Source organism: Alphaproteobacteria bacterium (assembly GCA_019695395.1).
Classification (GTDB): Bacteria; Pseudomonadota; Alphaproteobacteria; order JAEUKQ01; family JAIBAD01; genus JAIBAD01.
Map to the genome: position 1 here is coordinate 46,997 of JAIBAD010000001.1, position 24,737 is coordinate 71,733.

General features: G+C 32.7%; 18 protein-coding genes. 8 read left to right on the forward strand and 10 right to left on the reverse strand.

Annotated elements, in window-relative coordinates:
* Positions 1 to 69: 69 nt before the first annotated feature.
* Positions 70 to 1,311: an imidazolonepropionase gene (gene hutI / locus K1X44_00230; GenBank protein MBX7145713.1), complete on the forward strand. Its 1,242-nt coding sequence runs from the start codon at positions 70 to 72 to the stop codon at positions 1,309 to 1,311.
* On the opposite strand, the gene hutG is transcribed toward hutI, so the two are convergent.
* Entirely contained in the window at positions 1,292 to 2,104 is an 813-nt protein-coding gene (gene hutG / locus K1X44_00235) for an N-formylglutamate deformylase (GenBank protein ID MBX7145714.1), read from the reverse strand. The two genes, hutI and hutG, sit on opposite strands and share 20 nt — an antisense overlap.
* Positions 2,105 to 2,191: 87 nt before the next feature.
* On the opposite strand from hutG, the gene K1X44_00240 reads away from it, so the two are divergent.
* A complete protein-coding gene (locus K1X44_00240; protein ID MBX7145715.1) occupies positions 2,192 to 3,868 on the forward strand; it encodes a urocanate hydratase in 1,677 nt (558 codons plus the stop codon).
* 14 nt (positions 3,869 to 3,882) lie between these two features.
* On the opposite strand, the gene K1X44_00245 is transcribed toward K1X44_00240, so the two are convergent.
* Positions 3,883 to 5,046 (reverse strand): hypothetical protein, encoded by a 1,164-nt coding sequence (locus K1X44_00245; GenBank protein ID MBX7145716.1) that lies wholly within the window; start codon positions 5,044 to 5,046, stop codon positions 3,883 to 3,885.
* Between the two features lie 256 nt (positions 5,047 to 5,302).
* Here K1X44_00245 and K1X44_00250 point away from each other — a divergent pair, with 256 nt between their 5' ends.
* The 3 genes from K1X44_00250 to K1X44_00260 all read left to right on the forward strand — a co-directional run bounded on the left by K1X44_00250 (position 5,303) and on the right by K1X44_00260 (position 9,486).
* Complete coding sequence (locus K1X44_00250; GenBank protein ID MBX7145717.1) at positions 5,303 to 6,832, forward strand: amino acid permease; 1,530 nt, start codon at positions 5,303 to 5,305, stop codon at positions 6,830 to 6,832.
* Positions 6,833 to 6,924: 92 nt separating this feature from the next.
* Positions 6,925 to 8,292: a glutamine synthetase gene (locus K1X44_00255; GenBank protein ID MBX7145718.1), complete on the forward strand. Its 1,368-nt coding sequence runs from the start codon at positions 6,925 to 6,927 to the stop codon at positions 8,290 to 8,292.
* Positions 8,293 to 8,313: 21 nt separating this feature from the next.
* The gene (locus K1X44_00260) at positions 8,314 to 9,486 is read left to right on the forward strand and encodes an iron-containing alcohol dehydrogenase (protein MBX7145719.1); all 1,173 of its coding nucleotides are present in this window, start codon (positions 8,314 to 8,316) and stop codon (positions 9,484 to 9,486) included.
* On the opposite strand, the gene putA is transcribed toward K1X44_00260, so the two are convergent.
* The 3 genes from putA to K1X44_00275 are packed head-to-tail and all read right to left on the reverse strand — an operon-like array spanning position 9,483 to position 17,186.
* The gene (gene putA / locus K1X44_00265; protein ID MBX7145720.1) at positions 9,483 to 12,620 is read right to left on the reverse strand and encodes a bifunctional proline dehydrogenase/L-glutamate gamma-semialdehyde dehydrogenase PutA; all 3,138 of its coding nucleotides are present in this window, start codon (positions 12,618 to 12,620) and stop codon (positions 9,483 to 9,485) included. The genes K1X44_00260 and putA overlap by 4 nt on opposite strands.
* 19 nt (positions 12,621 to 12,639) lie before the next feature.
* Positions 12,640 to 13,227 (reverse strand): hypothetical protein, encoded by a 588-nt coding sequence (locus tag K1X44_00270; protein MBX7145721.1) that lies wholly within the window; start codon positions 13,225 to 13,227, stop codon positions 12,640 to 12,642.
* A gap of 5 nt (positions 13,228 to 13,232) precedes the next feature.
* Complete coding sequence (locus K1X44_00275; protein MBX7145722.1) at positions 13,233 to 17,186, reverse strand: amino acid adenylation domain-containing protein; 3,954 nt, start codon at positions 17,184 to 17,186, stop codon at positions 13,233 to 13,235.
* Positions 17,187 to 17,271: 85 nt separating this feature from the next.
* On the opposite strand from K1X44_00275, the gene K1X44_00280 reads away from it, so the two are divergent.
* On the forward strand, positions 17,272 to 17,799 hold the full coding sequence (locus K1X44_00280; protein ID MBX7145723.1) for a histidine phosphatase family protein: 528 nt from the start codon (positions 17,272 to 17,274) through the stop codon (positions 17,797 to 17,799).
* 1 nt (position 17,800) lies between these two features.
* Here the strand turns inward: K1X44_00280 and K1X44_00285 are convergent, their stop codons facing one another.
* Genes K1X44_00285 through K1X44_00295 form a run of 3 tightly spaced genes read right to left on the reverse strand, consistent with a single transcriptional unit; the run spans position 17,801 to position 20,799 of the window.
* Positions 17,801 to 18,505, reverse strand: a complete 705-nt coding sequence (locus K1X44_00285; protein MBX7145724.1) for a hypothetical protein — start codon at positions 18,503 to 18,505, stop codon at positions 17,801 to 17,803.
* Between the two features lie 17 nt (positions 18,506 to 18,522).
* Complete coding sequence (locus K1X44_00290) at positions 18,523 to 19,587, reverse strand: AI-2E family transporter (protein ID MBX7145725.1); 1,065 nt, start codon at positions 19,585 to 19,587, stop codon at positions 18,523 to 18,525.
* A gap of 57 nt (positions 19,588 to 19,644) precedes the next feature.
* Positions 19,645 to 20,799, reverse strand: coding sequence for a DUF2066 domain-containing protein (locus K1X44_00295; GenBank protein ID MBX7145726.1), 1,155 nt, complete (start codon positions 20,797 to 20,799; stop codon positions 19,645 to 19,647).
* Positions 20,800 to 20,865: 66 nt separating this feature from the next.
* On the opposite strand from K1X44_00295, the gene purM reads away from it, so the two are divergent.
* Both purM and purN read left to right on the forward strand, forming a co-directional pair.
* On the forward strand, positions 20,866 to 21,930 hold the full coding sequence (gene purM / locus K1X44_00300) for a phosphoribosylformylglycinamidine cyclo-ligase (protein MBX7145727.1): 1,065 nt from the start codon (positions 20,866 to 20,868) through the stop codon (positions 21,928 to 21,930).
* On the forward strand, positions 21,918 to 22,574 hold the full coding sequence (purN, locus tag K1X44_00305; GenBank protein MBX7145728.1) for a phosphoribosylglycinamide formyltransferase: 657 nt from the start codon (positions 21,918 to 21,920) through the stop codon (positions 22,572 to 22,574). The genes purM and purN overlap by 13 nt, the downstream gene beginning before the upstream one ends.
* Here purN and rsmA read toward each other — a convergent pair.
* Positions 22,571 to 23,353, reverse strand: coding sequence for a 16S rRNA (adenine(1518)-N(6)/adenine(1519)-N(6))-dimethyltransferase RsmA (gene rsmA / locus K1X44_00310; protein MBX7145729.1), 783 nt, complete (start codon positions 23,351 to 23,353; stop codon positions 22,571 to 22,573). The two genes, purN and rsmA, sit on opposite strands and share 4 nt — an antisense overlap.
* 47 nt (positions 23,354 to 23,400) lie before the next feature.
* The gene (locus K1X44_00315; protein MBX7145730.1) at positions 23,401 to 24,678 is read right to left on the reverse strand and encodes a peptidylprolyl isomerase; all 1,278 of its coding nucleotides are present in this window, start codon (positions 24,676 to 24,678) and stop codon (positions 23,401 to 23,403) included.
* Positions 24,679 to 24,737: the final 59 nt, after the last annotated feature.

Consider the following 24,737-nt stretch of genomic DNA (forward strand, 5'->3'; position numbering starts at 1 on the left):
ACATTATAATTTTAAATAATTTAGATTTTTATCTAACAAAGAAGAAATATATTCTTATAATACCATGTCATGATAAAAGAAAATTATCAATTATGGCTATGCAAAAAAATAGCCACAGCAAATCCTAAGTTAAAATCACCATTCGGTCTTATTAATCAGGGTGCTATAGTTACATATCAAAACACCATTGAGTGGGTAGGCTCTATAGATACTTTGCCTTTATTTTATCAAGATAAAATTGAAACAACACATAGTTTGAATGATTTTCTTATAACCCCTGCTTTTATTGATTGCCACACCCATCTTGTCTATGCAGGCGACAGATCTGAAGAGTTTAATTTAAGATTACAAGGATATGATTATAAAAAAATTGCCGACATGGGTGGTGGTATTATGTCGACTGTTTACCAGACAAGACAGGCAGCTGATAAAGATTTATTAAGGCTTTCTCATCAAAGAATAAATAGCTTAATTCAACAAGGTGTTACCATTATCGAAATAAAATCAGGTTACGGATTGGATTACGAAACTGAAATAAAAATATTAAAAATTATTCAGTCCCTCAACGAAATTTCATCTTGCAATTTAGTCCCCACTTTTTTAGGTGCGCATACTGTACCACCAGAATATGCAGGCAAAGCCGATTTATATATTGATTTTATTATTGAAGAAGTCTTACCCATGTTAATTAAAAAGAAATTAACAAATATAGTAGATGGTTTTTGTGAAAAGATTGCTTTCTCTTTTCAACAAATAGATAAACTATTCACAGCGGCAAAAAAGTTAGGATTTGCTATAAAATTACATGCTGATCAACTTTCAGATAGTCAAGGAGCTTTACTTGCAGCTAAACATTTTGCACTTTCAGCAGATCATTTAGAATATAGCACAGAAAAAGGTCTTAAGGCTATGGCTATATCTAAAACTGTTGCTGTACTTTTACCTGCAGCTTTTTATTATTTAAATGAAAAGCAAAAACCCCCTCTTAATCTTATACGCCAATTTAAAATACCTATGGCCATAGCAACTGATTCAAATCCTGGTACAGCACCAACAACATCATTATTATTAATGATGAATATGGCATGCATATTATTTGGATTAACACCTGAAGAGGCTTTTGCAGGTGTTACCTTATATGCAGCCCAAGCACTAGGATTGAACAAAAAGTATGGAAGTATAGAACCGGGAAAACATGCTGATTTTGCCTTATGGAATATCGAAACACCCAATCAACTATGTTATGAAATAGGTACAAATCCTTGTGTGGGAACTGTGAAAAATGCACGATTTATTTATAAGACTTTTTAAAAATATCTGCTTGTTGTAATAATACATCTATAATTTTATTTAAAACTGCTTGTAAATTTAATGCCTTTTTATCGTCATAAATAAAAGGTGGTGTTTCATTCATATATAAGATTTGTGATAATTCTATCTGTAAGGTAAAAATATTCCGTTTTAGATTAACATAATTTCTTGTAATATACCCACCTTTAAATCGGCCATTTATAACATGACTATATTGACCATTTTGTATAATAACATCACTGAGCAGATTTATAATTTCTATAGGTAAAGTTTTATTATCATTAGTTCCAAAATTAATATCAGGTAATATTCCTTTAAAAAGAGATGGAACAGATGATTTTATGGAATGGGCATCTAAAATAATAGCAAAGCCATATTGATTAATTATATCATCAATCACTTGTTTAATTTTATTATGATAAGGAAACCAATAATGTTTAAGTCTTAATTCTATTTCATGTTTACTTGGTTCTTGACCTAAAAGATAAATAGGCATTCCATCAAAACGAGTTAGCGGACATAGTTCAGTATTATGCAATCCAGGATAAAGTACAGTTTGGTCTGGCGGACGATTAAGATCAATAACGTAGCGGGAATAATTAGCATGCAAAAGAGAAATATTTTGTTCTTTTACAAAATTATACAATTTATCAACATACCAATCTGTATCTAAAGAAGAACGCCCAGCTGGCGTCATACGTACTTTAATTGCATCAGGTATATAGTACCCGGCATGAGGAATGCTAATTAATAAAGGGCTCGAACCAGATTGATAATTATAAATTTCCATCATAAATCTCAAGTAGACTTAATGCTTATCTAATATTACTAATAACTTACCAATCTTTAATATATTTTGTCGATAGAGGATAAAAATATTATGAAAAATACCTATCAGCTTAATAAACGCCATATTCGCGCCACACGTGGGATAGAACTTCAAACTAAAAATTGGTTAATAGAAGCTGCTTTAAGAATGCTCATGAATAATCTTGATCCAGAGGTAGCAGAAGATCCAGATAATTTAGTGGTTTATGGTGGTATTGGAAAAGCAGCAAGAAATTGGGAATGTTTTGATCAAATTGTTCATACTTTACATTCTTTATCCCCAGATGAAACATTATTGATTCAATCAGGCAAACCTGTAGGTGTTTTTCAAACCCATACCAATGCCCCGAGAGTACTTATTGCAAATTCCAATATTGTACCCCATTGGGCAAATTGGGAAAAATTTAATGAATTAGATAAAGCTGGATTAATTATGTATGGACAAATGACAGCTGGTTCATGGATTTATATTGGTAGCCAAGGTATCGTGCAAGGTACATATGAAACATTTGTTGCGCTTGGCAAAAAACATTATCAAGGCCAATTAGCTGGCCGTTGGATCTTAACCGCAGGACTTGGGGGTATGGGTGGGGCACAACCGCTCGCTGCAACAATGGCTGGCGCATCTATTTTAGTGATAGAATGCGATCCAACTAAAATTGAAAGACGTCTTGAAACTAAATATTTAGATTACCAAGCCACCAATCTTGATCAAGCATTGGATATGATCCAAAAATCATGTTCAGAAAAAAAACCTTTATCTATCGGCTTATTAGGTAATGCTGCTGAAATATTACCCGAAATTCTAAAACGTAATATAAAACCTGATGTGGTCACCGATCAAACAAGTGCTCACGATCCAATTAATGGGTATTTACCTATTGGCTGGACGCTAGATCAAGCACGCCAAGCAAGATTAACAAATCCTTCAGCTATTAACCATGCCGCACGTGAATCAATTGCCAAACATGTTGAAGCTATGATTGCATTTCAACAACAAGGTATTCCTGTCTTTGATTATGGTAATAATATTAGACAAGTTGCCCTAGACCAAGGTGTAAAAAATGCTTTTATTTTTCCTGGTTTTGTTCCTGCTTATATTAGGCCTTTATTTTGTCGTGGCATTGGACCTTTTCGCTGGGTTGCATTGTCCGGTGACCCAGAGGATATATATAAAACAGATGAATGCGTAAAAAAAATTATTCCTCATGATCAACATTTACATCATTGGCTTGATACAGCAAAAAGGAAGATTCAATTCCAAGGATTACCCGCAAGAATCTGTTGGGTTGGATTGGGAGACAGAGCAAAATTGGGATTAGCTTTTAATGCAATGGTTCGCCAAGGTATACTTAAAGCACCCATTGTTATTGGAAGAGATCATCTTGATTCAGGTTCTGTTGCAAGCCCTAATCGTGAAACAGAAAGTATGAAAGATGGATCAGATGCAATATCAGACTGGCCATTATTGAATGCTTTATTAAATTGCGCTTCTGGTGCGACATGGGTCAGCTTACATCATGGCGGGGGTGTTGGCATGGGCTTTTCACAACATGCAGGCATGGTTATTGTTGCAGATGGTAGCAAAGAAGCAGAAGAAAGGATTGCCCGTGTTTTAACTAATGATCCAGCCACCGGGGTTATGCGCCACGCAGATGCCGGTTATGATATTGCTATTCAATGTGCCAAGGAAAAAAATCTTCATTTACCTATGATCAAAAAACTATAATTTAAATAGTTAAATTATGTTTTATTTTTCAAAGCAACTTTAATTTGTTGTGTACTTCCGGACTTTACATCAATAGTTGTCTGCCCCTCAAGAAAACCAGAACGTGCAACAACTAAATATTTTCCTTCTTTTAAAGTAATTAAGGAATTATTTCCTGTATCAGCCAAAGGTATTTTTTTACCAAGTGAAGATTGACTTGATATTTCCCATGTTATTAAACTATTTTGATCTAGTTTTTCTCCCTTATCAGGGACAGCCACCAATTTAACTTTTCCAGCATATAAATTTACTGTATAAACATAACGGTGTTGTGCTTGAACACCAACAACGGTATCTAAGCTGTTATGGGCATAATTAGCTCTTACAATATAGTATCCTTCATTTAAAATAAATTCCGGTTGGGCAATATTGCTATCTGCTATTTTTTGGTGATCAGTTCTTCCTGGTCCTGCGTAACGCAAAACTTCCCAGGTCACATCTTTATCAATTACTGTTCCACCCATTACTGGAATTAGATTAAATTTTACCAAACCAGGTTTAAAATCTACATTAACTCTTTGATTATCAATAGTTAAATCTACTGTTTGTGTTACAAGACTTTCGCCTAATTTTGCTGTTACCAAATAACGACCAGGTACCAGGGACAAAGTTGGATTTAATTGTGTACTTGTAATAACATTATTATTAGATGCACCTGAATTTGTATTAGCTTTACTAACAGCCCAAAAAATAGGTTTTCCAACGATTTCCTTAATTTCAGAACCAATTTTTGCTTGTAAGATAAGATTTAAAGGTTTTTGATTAACCACTGGTGTTTTAACTTCCGTTGGTAATGTAGGCGCAGCAGAAGTCACTGCTGGTAAAGGTTTTTGCTGCACAGGTTCTTGAGACGGTAAAGGATTAGGCACCGGTTTTTCTAATGATAGCGTTGGTTTTATAGCAGGAAGGGGAACAACCGATAATTTTTTTGATTGGACAGGATTTGATAGTGTTGCTTTTTTTTGACCTGTTAGACTTGGTTGTATTTTGTTAACTGGTATAGTTTTTGTTCCAGTTTTAGATTTTGTTACTTTTACATTTTTTTGTGTTGAAGTTTGGGCATAACTATATAAGGGATATGCTATATTTGCATAAACAAAAATTAATGCCACAAAAGATAATAATTTAAATACTCTCATAAAGGCTCCGCACATAAAATAACTATTTTTCATCGTTATAATGTTTTTAATATTAACTAAATAAATTTTATAAGTTTTATTTTTAAATATATTCCATAGTTTTTATCACAAGAATTTCCGGATGTGTAGCTTATTTATTAAGATATTTAGATTCGTCCTACAATAGCTAGTGTCTATACCCCTTAAATTGGCTTTACCTCTTCTCCTAATCAGATTAGTATATGTATAAAAATATAATTATATAGGGGGAGTTCATATGACTGATCACAAAAGCAGTATACATTACCAAAAAGTTGATAATGATTACTTTAATAAGCGTGAATTACGCCGGCATGCAAGGGTATGGTCACTTTGGGCCCTAGGTGTGGGTGCTGTTATATCTGGACATTTTTCAGGGTGGAATTTAGGTCTAGCTGCAGGTGGTTTTGGCGGTTTTTTCATCGCAGCCATTATTATTGCCATTATGTATTTAGGATTATCTTATAGCCTTGCTGAAATGTCCCCGGCTTTACCTCATACCGGTGGGGCTTATTCTTTTGCCCGTGCCTCTATGGGTCCTTGGGGTGGTTTTATAACTGGACTTGCGGAAAACATTGAATATGTCTTAACACCAGCTGTTATTGTTTTTTTTATTGGAAGCTATTTAGGAACTATTTTTGGGACAGATCCTAGTTTTCAACCTTTATGGTGGCTTGCTGGATATATTGTTTTTGTTACTCTTAATGTGATTGGCGTTGAACTATCTTTTCGTATTTCAGTTATTGTCACTCTTTTAGCTTTAACAGTTTTAGCAGTATTTTGGATTAGTGCTATTCCCCATTTTGATTTTACAAAATGGGCATTAAATATTGGTGTTAATCCAGAAGGTCAAGCCATTCAATTGGCTGAAGGCGGTGGTTCCTTCTTACCATTTGGGGTTAAAGGTATTTTTGCTTCACTACCTTTAGCTGTTTGGTTATTTTTGGCTATTGAACAATTACCTTTAGCAGCTGAAGAATCTCATGATCCACAAAAAGATATGCCCAAAGGTTTATTATTAGGTATAGCCACTTTAATCTTTTCAGCTTTTATGACCTTGTTTTTAAATAGCAGCATTGGGGTAACATCAGCTGATGGACAAAGCTCTGGGGCCTTTTATCTAGGAACTTCAGGCGAACCATTACTTGATGGATTTCGTGCAATTTATGGAACACAAACAAGTGCCGCAAGCATATTAGCCTTGTGTGCTGTTATTGGATTAATTGCCAGTTTCCATACAATTATCTTTGCTTTTGGTAGACAAATTTATTCTTTATCACGCGCTGGATATTTTCCCCGTTCTCTTTCAATTACGCACGGGAAAAGAAAAACTCCCCACCTTGCCCTTATTACAGGTGCTGCAGTGGGTTTTCTTGTTATGATTGTTATTTGGCTTACGGTTGGAGAGGAACATCGCAATACATTTATCGGCGGCATTCTTCTAAATATGGCTGTATTTGGTGCTATGATTTCATACATTATGCAAGGCGTTTCCTTTATTTTATTAAGAAAAAAGATGCCCCATATTAAAAGACCTTATGTCAGCCCGTTTGGGGTAACTGGTGCGGTATTAACAATTATTATTGCCGCAGTCACTATTTTCTTTCAATTTCAAGATCCGCTTTACCGCGATGGGGTTATAGGCGTTTTGATCTGGTATATAGCTGGTATCCTTTATTTTGCAGCTGTTGGCAGAAAACATTTAGTAAAGTCACCTGAAGAAGAATTTGCTTTAGAACAACAAGCTAAAGTTTTAGTTAATCCTTAAATTCTATCTTATTTGAATCTTTAGTCATCTAAACACAATTTATTTAGATGACTAAAGATGCGTAATTTTTTCTTATTACAAAAGGGAAGACAATGATGTTACCTAGTGATGTACACAATATTGAAGATGCAATTAAAATTGTGAAAGAGCGCAATTTAAGCCATATCAAAATTGGTCTCTTTGATATTGATGGTATTTTAAGAGGTAAATATATATCCCAAAAAAAATTTTTATCCGCTTTAGAGAATGGTTTAGGATTTTGTGATGTTGTTGTTGGGTGGGATTGTAATGATCAGATTTATGATAATGCAAAAATAACTGGGTGGCATACAGCATATCCAGATGCACCTGTACGTATAATACCTGAAAGTTGCCGTTCTATACCTTTAGAAGATAATACACTTCTTTTTCTTTGTGAATTCTTACCCCCTTTTGATGAGGTTTGCCCTCGCGGAATTTTTAAACGCGTTCTTCATAAAGCAAATCAGCTAGGGTTTAAAGTATATGGTGCATTAGAATATGAGTTTTTTTTATTTAATGAAACACCTGAATCTGTACGTGAAAAAAATTACCAAAATCTTGTCCCTATTACACCAGGTTATTTTGGGTATTCAGGATTACGTAGTTCTGTTTGGTCTGATCTTTACCACGAGATTTTAAACTTTTTTGAACAAATGAATATTCCTATTGAAGGTTTGCATACAGAAACCGGACCAGGTGTATTAGAAGCTGCTCTTTATGTTGATGAAGGTACACATATCGTTGATAAAGCAGCCCTTTTCAAGACCTTTATGAAAGTTCTTGCCCAAAAAAATCAAATGATGGCTTGTTTTATGGCAAAATGGTCGGCTAATTGGCCAGGTCAATCAGGCCATATTCATTTATCATTAATTAAAGATGAACAGGCTGCTTTTTATGATAAAAATAAACCAGATACTTTAAGTGATACGATGAAACATTTTGTTGCTGGGCAACAAAAATTGATGCCTGAAGTTTTGGCTATGATTGCGCCTACTCTTAATAGCTATCGCCGATTAATTCCAGGATTCTGGGCACCTACCCATGCCACATGGGGCATTGAAAATAGGACATGTGCATTAAGGGTTATTAAAGGATCCCCCAAATCACAAAGGGTTGAATATCGTATTGCAGCCGCGGATGCTAATCCCTATCTTGCGGTAGCAGCAGCTTTGGGTTCTGGTCTTTATGGCATTGAACATAAAATGGATCTTGTTCCAAAAATAGAAGGAAATAGCTATACCCAAGATCATCCCTCCCATTATCAACTTCCCCCAACTTTGTGGGATGCCACACAAAAATTTAAAAAATCCACAGCCGCTAGAAATTTATTTGGCGATCAATTTGTTGATCATTTTGCCATTAGTAGGGAATGGGAAGTACGTGAATTTAATAAAAGTATTACAGATTGGGAACTTAATCGCTATTTTGAAATAATATAATTTTATGTAAAGGTTAAATATATGACACAAGAAATTTTATCTAGTAAATGGAATTATCCAACGACAATTCATTTTGGTAATGGAAAAATTAAAATCCTTTCAGATTTGTGTAAAAAATCAAATATACGCTCCCCTTTAATTGTTACCGATAAAAATTTAAGCAATACCCCTATAGTTCAGACGGTCTTAAATGAATTAAAAAACAATCAGTTAAAAGTTAATATTTTTGATAATATTCAAAGTAATCCTGTAGAAAAAAATATTTCTGACGGTGTTACATATTATCAAAACCATCATCATGATGGTGTTATTGCTTTGGGCGGCGGAAGTGCACTTGATAGCGGTAAAGCTATAGCTTTTATGGTAGGGCAAAGTAGGCCTTTATGGGACTTTGAGGATATTGGTGATTTCTGGCAAAGAGCAAATGATCAAAAAATAGCACCAGTCATTGCTATTCCCACGACAGCGGGTACAGGTTCGGAGGTAGGACGCGCTTCTGTAATAACTGACGAAAAAATTCATACAAAAAAAATAATTTTTCATCCTAAAATGATGCCGGTTGCTGTTATATGCGATCCTGAATTAACTATAAAATTACCTGATTTTGTTACGGCTGCAACTGGTATGGATGCACTAGCACATTGCTTGGAAGCTTATTGTGCGCCAGGCTTTCATCCAATGGCAGACGGTATTGCTGTAGAAGGCATCAGGCTTGTTAAAGAAAATTTGATGTTAGCTGTAAAAGAAGGTCATAATCTTAAAGCAAGAGCCTGTATGATGGCCGCTGCCAGTATGGGTGCAACTGCATTTCAAAAAGGATTAGGTGCTATTCATGCTTTAAGCCATCCAATTGGGGCTATTTATAATACCCATCATGGATTAACGAATGCTGTTGTTATGCCTTATGTCTTACAATTTAACAAACCTGCAATTGAGGAAAAAATGATACGTCTAAGTGGTTGGTTATTGTTCCCCACACCATCATTCCAAAGCATAATGGATTGGATTTTAAAACTTAGAAAAGATATTAATATACCTCATACTTTAAAAGAATTGGGTATCGAAGAAAGTAAACTTGATGAATTAGCACAAATGGCAGAGACTGATCCAACAGCAGGCGGAAATCCTATTCCTATTAAAACCAAAGAGCTTAAACAAATGTTAGTAAACGCTTGGCATGGTAATTTAAATTAAGTTTTATCATGAAGAGAGAGTAAATCAGCATTCCCCCCTGTTGCTGTTAAATCAACTGTTACAGAACATTCTGTTGTAAAAGCGTGCAAATAATTTGGCCCACCTGCCTTGGGTCCAGTACCAGATAATCCAACACCACCAAATGGTTGAACACCAACGACAGCCCCTATCATATTCCGATTAACATAAATATTACCCGCTTTTACGCGCTTACAGATGTAATGAATTGTTTCTTCAATCCGACTATGTATACCTAATGTTAAGCCAAATTGGGCGGCATTAACAGCTTGAATAACATGGTCTAATTTATTAGCTTGCCAGCGAATAAGATGAAGAATTGGTCCAAAAACTTCTCCTATTAGGATATCTAATTTTTCAATCTGAAACAAATGCGGTGCAAAAAAATATCCATTATCTTTATCAACAGATAAAGGTGTAGAAGATAAAAATTTCCCTTTATTTTTTAAAAATATTATATGTTGATTTAATTTTTCTAAAGCCTTTTGATCAATAACCGGACCAACATCCGTTTTTAATAAAGCTGGATTACCAACAACTAATTCTTGCATGGCACCTATAAGCATTGTTTCAATACGATCAGCAATATCTTCTTGTACAAACGCCACGCGACATGCAGAACAACGTTGTCCTGCACTTTGAAAAGAAGATATAATTAAATCACGAACAACTTGCTCGGGTAATGCCGTTGAATCTACAATCATAACGTTTTGACCACCAGTTTCTGCAATGAAACGAGCAATTGGTGAGGATCTAGCCGCTAAATTTCGATTAATTGACCAAGCAGTTTCCACAGACCCAGTAAAAGCAACCCCAGCCACCTTTGGGTCTTGAACTAACTTATTGCCTATTTCTTTACCACTTCCAGGTAAATAATATAAAATATTACGGGGTACACCTGCCTCAAATAAAAGATTAACAGCAAACCAGGCTATTAAAGATGTCTGTTCTGATGGTTTAGCTAATACAGCATTACCTGTAATGAGCGCAGCTACAACCTGTCCCATAAAAATTGCCAAAGGAAAATTCCAAGGTGAAATACATACAAAAATACCCCGATTTCGATAGGTAAGTTGGTTACTTTCTCCTGTACTTCCTTTTAATATAAATGGTTGTATCAAATCATTTTTTGCACATAAAGCATAATAGCGACAAAAATCTACAGCTTCCCGTACTTCAGCTATCGCATCATTTATTGTTCTACCCGCTTCTCTAATAATAAGGCTAATAAATAATTCTTGTTTTTCTTCTAATAAAAATGATGCTTTTTCAATAATTTCGATACGCTTATTTATATCTAAAAAATGCCATTCTTCTATATTTTTTAAAGCCAGATCAAATACCTGATCAATGTGTTTTTGATCCGGCCACACAACATGTCCCAGCTGGTCAGAAAAATTTGCAGGATTAATGACAGTTTGAATTTGATGTTTATTTTTATCTTTAATGACAAAAGAATTAATTTCATACTTTTCATTTATATACGCATTTATTTTATTATGTAGGGGACCAAATTCTAAAGGATTAGCCAAATCAATGCCTTTAGAATTTTTTCTAATATTCCCATAAATATTCTCAGGTAATGGAATATCAGGATGAGGAATTGTTGATAAAGATTTAACCAATGTTTGGGGAGAGGTAATAAGAGTGTCAATTGACAATTTATCATCTGTTAAACGATTGACAAATGATGTATTGGCACCATTTTCTAATAATCTACGTACCAAATAAGCTAAAAGATCTTCATACCCACCTACTGGGGCATAAATTCGTACAGGGATATTATTTGTACCAGCAATTTGGCTATATAAAGCATCACCCATACCATATAAACGTTGGAATTCAAATTCTATATTATTTGCTAATTCTAAAATTGTTGCAACTGTATGTGCATTATGTGTCGCAAATTGTGGATAAAAAATATCAGAGCAACTAATAATTTTTTTTGCACATACTAAGTAAGATAAATCTGTAGAAGGTTTACGTGTAAAAACTGTATAATTAGATAAACCTCTTTCTTGCGCATATTTAATCTGTGTATCCCAATACGCACCTTTTACAAGCCGTATCATAAGTTTTCGTTTAGAAAGTGTCCCAAGATGGTAAAGCCATTCTAAAACATCAATAGCACATTTATGATAAGCTTGAACCACAATACCCAGACCGTCCCATTCTTTAAGTTCTGGTTCCTCAATCAACTTTTCAATTAGATCCAAAGAAAGATTAAGTCTTTCGGATTCTTCTGCATCAATCGTAAATCCAATATGATAAGATTTAGCCAATTTTGCTAAATTAATTAATCGAGGTAATAATTCATCCAATACTTTTTGATGTTGAGAAAATTCGTATCGAGGATGTAAGGCAGATAGTTTAATAGAAATGCCAGGATTATTTTTTACATTTTTGGATTGAGCTTTTGCCCCAACTTCTATTATAGCTTTTTGATAAGCTTTTTCATATTTTTCTACATCTTCTTTTGTACGCGCTGCTTCACCTAACATATCATAACTGAATGAATAGCCCTTTTTATGATAAGCTTTTGATTCAGTTAAAGCTTCTTCAATTGTTTCACCAATAATAAATTGTCCGCCCAAGATTTTCATAGCTTGCAAAATAGCTTTGCGGATAAAAGGACGTCCACTTCGTGCAATTAATTGATTAAACATTTCTGTAAAATTTTTATTCTGTTTATCGGAACTTTCTAATCCTATCACCTGACCTGTCAACATCAACGCCCAGGTTGAAGCATTAACAAATATTGATTCAGATTGTCCTATATGTTTTTCCCAATCGGCACTTAAAATTTTATCTTTAATTAATTTATTCGCTGTTAATTTATCAGGGACACGTAATAAAGATTCAGCCAAGCACATCAAAACTATACCCTCTTGATTAGATAAACTATATTCGTACATAAAAGCATCTAATGTACCTGCTTGTTTTTGGGTGGCTCTTGCTTTTTTTACTAAACCATAGGCTCTTTTATGAATTTTTGGTTCTAATTCATTTAAAAATTCAGATGCAGATAAAAGTTTCTGCACGATTTTAGTTTCATCAGCCCGATAGGATAAATTGATATTTTTTCTTAATTGTTCTTTTGTTTTAATATTTTTCATATTCGCCTATATAATAATGTTAATTAACTGCAAAAGATATAAATAAATTTTTATATAAAAAAGTATAGATATTTTTATTGTTTTGTATTTCTTGGGTAAAAGCTTTTCTACTATTTAATCCCAATCCTATTTTTTTTAAATATGCTTCTTGTCTGGTCCATTGATAATAAAAAACTTTAGGATTTTTACAAAAAATTTTCCATTCTGGTGAAAAATCAAGATTTATTTGTGGATCAATATATTCAATATCCACCCCTATTTCTTGAAATTTTGATACTGCAATTACACACCAAGACCGACTATAAGACATATTAAAATATAATGATGAATAATTTGTACAAGATTTTATATAAGGTTTACCATACATAGTATAATGAAAAACTATATCTTTTGGTAAACAAAATAATAAAGATGACAAAAGATTTCGTAAAACACAATGTCGAACAAGAAAGTTTTTTTTATTTACATCATTTGTGGTTCTATTAAAAACTACATATTCTTCTTGTTGTAATAAATCCAGATTTGATTTTTCTATAAGATATTTATTACAAATTGAAAAAATATAAAGTTCAATATGGCCATATCGAAAAATTGATTGTATCATCATGCCAATTATCTATAACGTTTAGCTGGAATTCCTTGCCATGATGTTGTTTTAGGTAATGTTTCATTTTTCATCAATAAACTTAGCGCATCAAGATGCGATTCAGCTTCCATAACAGAATCATAAAGTACAACAGCACGTGTATCAATTGATGCATCATGATGTATGGTTACATAAGACATTTTCATTACCCGGTCTTCAAAAAGATGTGTTTGCAATGCAACCATTATATCAATAGCTACATCATTACCTATTCTTACCAAATCAAATTCTGTGATATAGCTTGTTGCCATACATGTTCTTTTACCAATCTTTACACCAAACAATCTTAAAATCATTGGTGCCAATGGTGTTTCTATAAAAATTCCTAATAAAGTTGGCACAACACATGATTCATATAGACCTGTGATCAATTCTGTTCTACGCACAAAAGATGACCATAAAGGCTCCACCCGTGGTTTATATATACCAATCAACAGTAGTTTTGCTAAAACAACAAAAATCGTCATAGCGATACCTGATCCAATAACAATTGCAGGACTTAATAAAATTAACCATTCACTATGATGATTGATGACTAAATTAATAACTATATAAAGAGAAATAAATCCTGAAACATAATACAAAGTTGGTGGTATTATAATTCGGAAGAATTCATAAATTAATCTTTGAAGATATAAAAAGAATGTTGGTTTATATGTTTTTTGTTCGACAAAAAACTGACTTTCTTGACGACGCGGTAAATAAATAGCAGGTGACCCCAACCATGATGTAGCAGGTTTAGCCTCATCAATTGGTGGGACAGATAAAACACCAATTAAACATTCATTTTGTACCGTATAATGGCCGGGAACATAACTACCATTTCCTATAAAAGCACGATATCCCAATTTTGTAAGACCTAAATAAACTTTACCCGCACACACTCTGGCAGGTCCTATACACGCTTGATCAGCGACAAAACTGCCTTCACTAATTTCTAAAAGGTTTGGTGTAATATGTGATGCCGTTGATAACTCAACACCTTTACCAATTTTAGCTCCTAATAATCTCATGAAGGGTATAAGATATAAAGTTGCATAAAGCGAGTAAGTCAATGTTAAAGTTAAATCCATCATTTGATCCGCAATCCATTTTCTTATAAAAAAGAAACTTTCCGTGGAATAAATGCCAGCTTTAACTTTGGGCATTAATATTTTTTTAAATAAAATAACAATAATCCATAAAGAGAGAACAAAAGAAAGCCCTGCCCCAAAACTACCAAAAATGTACCATAACCAATGCGAAGAATTAATAAGCAAATATGTAATATATAAACTTGGCAATGAAGCTAAGATAGGAACAAGAAAAATAAAAAATATTGCTAGAATAAATGTCAAAGATAATAATATTTTTTTGTTTAAAGATGTATTTTTTTTGGGGTTATCAATTTTTGCTTGAGTGATAAAATTAGTAAATTTCTTATCTAAACTTGCAGGTGATCCCTTCCAGCCTTCCCCCTCTGGAACAATCACACCATTGCCACCTAATAGAGATTGATCATCCAAAGAAGAATTTTTTTCCAAAGTAGAATTAGGCAAAATAATAGAATTATTTCCAACAAAGCACTGATCAGAAATTTTAATAGATCCAATATGTAAATATCCCCTATCAAAATTTGAACATTTAATATGTGTACCATATCCTATATCAACATTATCACCAATATCGATTAAATCAAAAAACCCAAAAAAAGATGTAGCGATATAACAATTTTTTCCAATTTTTGCACCCATCAACCGATAATAAATATTTATGAATGGTGTACCCGATAATAAAGCTAAAGGAACAGCCGCTTGTATTCTTTGGACAAGCCAACAACGAAAATAATATTTCCCCCATAAAGGATAAGATCCACTTCTAAAACGTCCAATAATAAGCCATTTAGCTATAATCGAAAATATAATTGATTGAAGAAAATATATTAAAAAAAATCCAGGAACACCAACAAACAAATAGTATTTTAAATTATATGAAGGATTTTGAATTAAAAAATTCCAAAAAATAATAAAAGAAATTGATCCAAATCCCAGCAGACAAAAAATTGATAAAATTTGAGCCAACCCACATAAAAAATATTTTGTATTAGAAACACGCAAAACAGATTTCATCTGTTTGGGTTGCATTAAAGTCATTTGGCTATTGTTGATAATTTTTGCTCTTGCAGCCAGCTTTCTTATTGTCGGATTTGCATAAAGATCCGTAATACTAAGATTTTGCATTAAAGGTTCACGACGTAATTTTGAAATAGTCATAGCTGCAAAAAGGGAATGCCCTCCCAAATCAAGAAAAAAATCATCTTCAACAGAAATTTTATTTTGCTTAAATATATCTGCCCAAATGTGTTCTATTTTTTCTTCAAAAATACCTTCAGGTGCAATATAATTATCTTTGTCAGTTGTTCCTAAATTAGAAATATCCAAGTTTAAAAGTTTTATGCGATCAATTTTACCATTAGGCAATAATGGCCATTGATCTATATTATAAAAATATTTTGGCACCATATAAGATGGCAATTTTTTACTAAGATAATTTTGCATATCTTTTATAATATTAGTGTGTTTTTGATTTTCTTGTAGTTTAAAAAAAACTATTAACTCTTTAATACCTGTGATCAATTCTTTAGTGCTAACCACAACATTTTGAATATAGGATAATTCTTTAACCACATTTTCAATTTCAGCTAATTCTATACGGTATCCCCTAATTTTTACCTGACTATCTTTACGGCCAAGATATTCTATATTACCCTCCTGATTATAACGCCCCAAATCACCAGTTTTATAAAGGCGATCAAAAGAATTATGCGAGCCGGAAAAAGGATTAGGTATAAATTTTTCTTGCGTTAACGCTTCTTGATTTAAATAACCAATTGCAACACCAACACCACCGATGCAAATTTCACCAACCTCACCAGGAGAAATATTTTCCATATTATCATTTAATATATAAATCTGATAACCTACAAACGGCTTACCAATTGTCACAGCTTGCCCGGGATGAAGTTCGGCCCATGTGGCACTACAAGTTGCTTCTGTTGGTCCATATGTATTAAGGATTCTTCTATTTGGATGGTACCATTGGCCAATTAAATCAGGCGGGCATTGCTCGCCACCCACACTAATTAATCTTAAAGATGAGACATCTTGGTCAATCGTTGATAACAGGGTTGGCACAATATGAAGAACAGTAACATCATTTTTACGCAAAAAATTTCCTAATTCAGGTCCAAGTCTTGTATTATCAATAGGACCTGCTATTAAAGTTGCGCCAGAATACCAAGTGGGCCAAATCTCTTCCATTGAAAAATCAAAAGCAATAATTAATCCTTGGTATACTCTATCCGTTTTTTTTAATTGATAGATCTTACTGGCTTCAATAACAAAATTAAGTATATTTTTATGATCAATCATCACACCTTTAGGTTGACCTGTAGAACCGGAGGTATAAAAAATATGACTTAAATCATAATCTGCATTTTGAATATAATTAATTATAGGGCGATCAACAGAATAGTTTTTTAAAATATCATCTAACTTATTTAAAAGAAAAAAATTAATTTTCTTTTCAGAAAAATTTTCAATTAACTTTTCTAGTGTAATTATGGCATCTAATTTAGCATCTTGAACAATATAGGTAACACGTTCTGGGGGAAAAGAAGGGTCCAGCGGGACAAAAACCGCACCAGCCTTTAAAATCGCAAGAATAGATTGATAGGTATAAAAAGATCTTTCTAAAAAAATACCAACACGTGATCCAGGTTTAATTCCTTTTTCAATTAAATAATGGGCCAACTGATTGGCTTTGTTATCTAATATCTTGTAACTGAATTTTTGTGTTTCATATTCAAGGGCAATTTGATCGGGATTAACATCACAGCTATTTTCAAAACAATGATGTAATTTTTTATAAGAAAAAACCATAGGACTAATTTATATTATTCTAAGTATATTGATTATATTAATATTATATTGACAGAATTCACTTTTATAAAACAAACTTATCTTTATGAAAACTCTTTATCTTTTAAGACATGGACAAGCTATAGTCAAAATACCTTTTACTGATCTAAAAGATTTTGATCGTACTCTTACATTCCAAGGAAAAGAAGAGGTGGAAAAAACAGCTAAATTTATAGAAGAAAATGTTCCCTTACCTATAAAAATTTTATGTTCATCAGCCAAACGTACGAAAGAAACATGTCATATTATTGAATCCAAATTTTCTCCACAAAACTATGAAACAGTTTATCATGATTCTTTCTACCATGCTTCGCAACAAGAATATCTAGAAGAAATAAAAAAAACAGAAAATAATTATGATAATCTTTTGCTTATTGGGCATAATCCTACTTTAACTCAATTTCTTTTTTCATTGACCAAAAAAGAAGACCAAAATTGGTCTATTCTTTCAACTTTTCACACAATGCCAACAGCAGGATTAGGAATATTAAAATTTCATATTACAAAATGGGAAAATATAATATTTAATTTAGGGCTTTTGATTAATATTATTGATCCCCATAAACTTCAATAAACTACAAATCTTTTTTATGAGAATTTAAATTTTTAATTATTTGGCGTACTAAAGAAAGATTTAAAGGTTTTTTTGATGCTAAATTATACTCATCAATTTGTTGTACTATATGATGGATAGCAACAAATGATCTTTCTGTGTGGGTAAGTATGTAATCAATAATACGTTTGTTAATAGTCAATTGGTAATCTGAAAATTTTTTAACGAGTAACGCTGTAATTAAGAAATCATCTGGTGGATAAATAGGAACTGCTTGTATTGTTTCTAGTCTAGATTGTAAATCTGGTAAATCCACTGACCAACGTGACGGGGGCATTTGACTGCATATTAATAAATTTTTTTTTTTTTTTTTAATTAAATTAAGTAAATGAAAAAAAAACTTTTCAAAGTTTTGTTTATCATTTTTTCTTACTTCTTCTTGATCATCAAAAACAAATGTTTTAAACGATTTTGAAAGTTGAAGCCATTGCTCTAAATTAGTTTTACTGTACGTAAAAAAATAAGACTGCGATTTTTGGCCCCATATTTGGGCCAGATGTGTTTTACCACTGCCTTCAGGGCCATAAATAGCTACAATTGGCTGGGGCCAAATTGGCCATAAATCAATTAAATTTTTCGCTATACGATTAGAATCACTCACAAAAAAATCTTCTTCTAAATAAGAATTTTTGTGTTGGAATTTTAAAGAAAATTGTTTGATAGACATATAAATTATTAAAGGTGTTATTTTTTAGATAAATCTTTACCTAAATAAAACTGACTATGAAAGTATTTATCAAGAACAAATCTTAATAATACCCCTAGAGAAGCAGCAATAGGTATACTAATCAAAATACCAAGAAATCCAAAAAGCGTTCCACCCGCTAATAGAGCAAAAATAATCCAAACAGGATGCAACCCAATTCTTGATCCTACTAATTTAGGGGTCAATACATAACCTTCCAAAATTTGCCCTATAATAAAAATACCAATCACAATGAAAAATGGCGTCCATTCTGCAAATTGGGCTAATGTTAAACTAACAGAAATAATAAACCCAGTGATACTTCCCACATAAGGAATAAATGATAAAAAACCTATTAAAGCACCCAAACTTAATCCAAAATCTAATCCTAATAAGGATAACGAAATGCTATAATAAAATCCCAATAATAAGCAGACTATAGCTTGGCCACGCACAAATCCCGCTAATGTTTTATCTATATCTTTAATTTGTCTTCTTATTGTTTTCGCAAATAAGCGAGGCAATAAATGATCAACATATTTAGTCAATAAATTCCAGTCTTTAAGTATATAAAAAGCCACAACAGGTGTAATTAAAAGCAATGAAATTACATTTACAAACGCTGCACCACGGCTAAGAATTCCAGCCAAAGTATTCCCAAAGAAATTTAACATAGAACTCATTTGCCCTGCTAATATTTCTCTAAGTTGTAAAGATTCTTGTAATCTAATTTTTTGCTGAATTAAATCTAAAATAGGCTGTAATTTAATAATCAAACTATTAATATAGGATGGACCACGTTCCAATAATTCAAGTGTTTGATGCGAAACCATTGGAAAAAGTAATAAACCTGCCAAAAGAAATATTAATATAAAACCTATAAGGGTTAAAGCAGCACTAATCCCGCGTGCCAATCCAATTTTTTCAAGATAGTTGCAAAGTGGATTTAAAAAATAAGCAACAGCGATCCCTAAAACAAAAGGCAATAACATGCCACTTAAAAAATAAAGAACTATAATGCAAGCTATTAATAAAAGCAGCCAAAAATAACCTTGTTTTGTCATATATTTATTTGAATTAATAAAATAATTTAATTGCTAACATATATAATTTTTTGACATTCAGGGTGATAGAGTTATTAATTTATTACCATTAGTATCCATAGACAAACGTAATGATTGTGTCTGTAAATTATTAATTAATTGGCTTTCATCACCAACAAAAATTATACTAACTAAAAAATTAGACTTTCTTAAAGATAAAGGTTGTACGGATTTAATACCAGGTAAATTTTTTAATTTTTCATAAATAAAAGACCATTCTTTTAAATCAACAGGCATAATACGTACAAGCAAACTACTTTCTGGTCCTACAGGCAAAGAAGCAATTTGAGGACGGTTCCAAATAGTTTGAAAATTATTAACTACTTGATCTACAAGAGGTTGAAAAGTTTCAACTTTGTTAAAATCTGCGTTATTTGGCAAAGGTATGGTTTGTGAAAATTGATCTTGTTTACCGGTTGGAGAATAACGTTGAAACATAATTTCTGCTACGGTTTCATTTTTCGTATTTATTGTTGGACGTAATTCAATCACTATTACATCATTAGTTCTATATCGCTCCATAATACGAGCAAGCGCAGATTGATTACCCAATAAAGCCTCTGCTCCATCTAACAAAGCCATATCTTGTGTATCTTTAGAAGGGACAATCACAGGTAAAAGTTGATTACGTGCTTGACCAAGTTGCCATGCATTAAACCAAAGATTATTGTCTTCAAACAAAAGACTTCCTGTATCCATCGTTAAAATGGGTAGAACTAAGGGAGGACGATCTACAGTTTTATTAAAAGCTATATTATTTTCTTGTAAAAGACTTTGAATTGCTTCTGTTTGGAAATGAAAAGTAAGTTTACCAATATATCTTACCGCAGAAGCTTTTTCTGATTGTATTTCAAAATCTTCAACTAATTTCGTAATATCTGCATCTGATATCTGTGAAAATCTTGCTACATCTTGGGGTGAGACTAATTGTTGCAACAATCTTTGAAACCCGATACGTTGCCCTTGGATTAAAGCAAGGTCCCGTGCTTCAGCTGCGCTTTTTGCTGTTACATCAACATCAACATTATCAATAATATAAAAATTATTTTGTTGGGCTAGTGCATAAAAAGATAGACTAAAAAACAAAAAGAAAAAATAAGGAATTACTTTATATTTATTTTTATAAAGAAATCCCAAAAATAAAAGCAAAATACCAAGAAAAATAAAAATCATTATTGTCAACCTCATACAATACTATATTGTAGCTAGTTAAATCAATTTAGACGAAGGAGAAAATTAATTCCAATACATTCTTATCAATCTTCTGGTGTTAACATTGATCAAGGCAATAATTTTGTCGACATGATAAAACCCTTAGTTGCACAAACCAAAAGATTGGGAACTATGGGTAATCTTGGTGGTTTTGGCGGACTGTTTGATATGGGAGCTTTAAATTATCAAGATCCTGTCCTAGTAGCTACAACAGATGGGGTGGGCACTAAGTTAAAAATTGCCATAGAACTTAACCAACACCACACTATTGGACAAGATTTAGTAGCTATGTGTGTTAATGATCTTATTGTTCAAGGTGCCGAACCTTTATTTTTTTTAGATTATTTTGCCACAAGCAAACTTTCCTTACCTTTAGCAACTGAAGTGATCAAAGGCATTACCCAGGCTTGCCAAGAATCAGGCTGTAGCCTTATAGGGGGAGAAACAGCAGAAATGCCAGGTATCTATCATCAATCTGATTATGATTTAGCCGGATTTGCTGTCGGCGTGGTAGAAAGGTCAAAACTTTTACCCAAAAATACTATTTGTGAAGGTGATATTATTATTGCACTACCTTCTTCGGGTGTTCATTCTAATGGCTTTTCACTTGTAAGGCATTTAGTGCATCACCATGATATTAGTTATCACAATCCAGCACCTTTTTTTCCTTCTCGAAGTTTAGGTGATGTTTTACTGACACCGACCCATATCTATGTTAAAAGCTGTCTTGAAGCATTTAAAACAAATTTAATAAAAGGGTTAGCACATATTACAGGTGGCGGATTGCTTGATAATATTCCTAGAATTTTACCTTCAAATTTAACCGCCTATATTGATACGCAAAGCTGGACTATTCCTTCTGTTTTTAAATGGCTTAAAAAAATAGGTAATATTGATCCTATGGAAATGGTTCAAGTTTTTAATTGTGGAATAGGTATGATTTGTCTTGCTAATCAAACTGATTACCCTATTTTAAAAGAAATTTTTGCAAAGCATCACCAAGAAACTTTCATAATTGGTAAAATTGGCCAACGCAATTCGTCAAATGCCCCAGTTGTTTTTAATGATTTTAAAGAATCATGGGCTATTTAAATACAGCTGTTTTCATTTCAGGTCGCGGAAGTAATTTAGAAGCCTTAATAAAATCCTGTGACACTCTTTCTTCAAAAACAAAAATAAGCCTAGTAATTAGTAATAATCCCAAAGCACCCGGATTATTTAAGGCAGAACAAAAAAATATACCAACTAAAATTATTGATCATCATCTTTTTCCTGATCGTTTCTCTTTTGAAAGCAGTCTATTGGAAACATTACAAAATTATAAAATTAATTTCATATGTCTTGCTGGTTTCATGAAAATTTTAAGTAAACAGTTTATTGAAAAATGGGATAAAAAAATTATTAATATTCATCCTTCCCTTCTTCCAGCTTTTCCAGGATTGAATACACACCAACGCGTTCTAGAATCAGGGGTAAAATTTACAGGATGTACGGTACATTTTGTTGATGCAAATATTGATACAGGACCTATTATTATTCAAGCCATAACACCTGTATTATCCAAAGATACATCGGAAACATTAGCCACACGTGTTCTTGAATTAGAACATAAAATTTATCCCATTGCCCTACAATGGTTAGCAAAAAATAAATTAACTGTTATCAATAATAAAGTTTTAGTTAATGAGAAGTTATTAGAAGATCAATCTTTTTTGATTTACCCTACAGCGTCTTAATTTTTCTCTTTATCAAGTAAATTGGCTAAAGTACAAAATTGTTCTAATGTTAAATCTTCTGGACGTAAAGTTTCTGCAATATTTGCTTGATGCAAAATCGATTGTGCATCATTTGTTAATCCACGTAAACTATGACGGATCATTTTACGACGTTGGCCAAAAACCGTTTTAGTTAAGTTTTGTAAGGTATATGGGTTAGCTTTAAATCTTGGTTCGGATAATGGCGTTAATCGAACAACTGTTGAATAAACTTTAGGTGGTGGGAAAAAGGATCCTGGTGCAATATCAAATATATCATCAACATCAGCTAACCATTGTACTAAAATGCTAAGTCTGCCATAAGCTTTACTTCCCGGTTTTGCAACCAACCTATCTGCGACTTCTTTTTGAAACATTAAAATTAATTGAGAAAATGATCGGATATAGTCAAGCCAATTTATTAATAATATAGTTGCAATATTATAAGGTAAATTAGCTATTATTAATCTTGGTTCTTGGCCTAATGTTTGAAGATTAATTTTTAATGCATCATCTAAAATAAAATCAAACTTATTGGGGTATTTTTGTTTAAGTAACTCTAAGACAGGTTTAAATCTTAGATCTTGTTCAATAGCAATAATTGAATGTGCCGGGCTTTCCAAAAGGGCACGCGTAAGCCCACCCGGACCTGGGCCAATTTCAATAATTGTAGAGTTATTTAAATTGCCAGCTGACTTAACAATACGGTCCATTAGGTTAGGATCAAATAAAAAATGTTGACCCAAAGATGATTTGGGCATTAAATCATATTGGTCTATCAGCTGACGCAAACTTGGTAAAATCAAAATTATCCTTGCCGCAATTGTATAAAAGCCACCCGGCGCAAATCCCTTAAATATGCTTTTTCCAAAGAATCCAGCTGTTCTAGTTCTAATTGTTGGGCAATTTTATTACGTGCAATAGTTTGGGGGTCAGCTTCCTCTTTTTCGCATACCATAAAAGAAACTATTGCACCTGGTAATTGAACAGGTGCACTTGCCACCTGAACCGGTAAATCTTTCACAATATTTCTAAGTTCTTCAGGCAATTCATCAATAAATGTTTTAGCAAGATCCACACGTGCATTCGGACTATTTTCTTCAGCAAGTCTGCCAAATTGATCACAATTCTGTGCTTCAGAAATAAGAGTTTTCAATCTTTTTTTCATACCTTCTATTTCTGCCGCAGAGGACATTGAAGTTATGGGTAAAGGAAATTGTTTAATAGATATCATAGTTTTACTAGATCCAAAATCACTAACCATTCGGCGATCTTGTAACAATAAGATTGTATAACCTCCTGTAATACGAATTGGTTCTGTTAATTGACCTGGTTTTAAATCTCTTAATGCAAGTTCTAATTGTGAATCTAATTGGGTTGCATGAACCCACCCCAAATCCCCACCGCGTGCTGAACTGGCTGAATAGGAAAAATCACGTGCGATATTTGAAAAATCTGCGCCTTCATGGATTTGTTCTAATAGCCGATCAGCTGTTTGCTTTACTTCATTAATCTGATCTGGATTATCAGTTGGCAGAAAGATTTCAGAAATCTTATATTCAGGTTTACCAATATTTGATTTAAGAATTTGCAATCTTTCTTCTACTTCATCAGGGCTAATGTTAATTTTAGATCTTAGTTTACTAGCACGTAATTTATTCCATGCAATTTCGTTTCGAATTTGGTTACTAAATGCATTTAAATCTATACCACTTGTCTGCAGTTTTTGTTTAAATTCATCTAAAGAAATTTTGTTATTTTGTGCGTTTATAGCGAATGTTCTTTGCACTTCTTCTTCGCTCACATTAATACCATTCTTTTTTGCTTCTTGAAATTTTAGCTGTTCATCTATTAATCCACGCAAAATTTGTGGCATAATTTTTTTTCTTACTTCCGGCATATCTTGCAGCTTAGATGACAGCATAACAACACGAGCACGTTGTTCTAAATCAAAGGCAGTAATAGCGCCATCATTAACAACAGCAATAATACCAAGATCAGTTTGGGCATTAACTGAAAAAGATATGCCGAAGATAAATAAAATACCTAAACATAAATTTATCTTATAAAAATACTTTTTGAACATATTTTAACCTTCATAAGAAAATAATTACAAAAAACTATTTTTTTCTGGTAATTATAGCA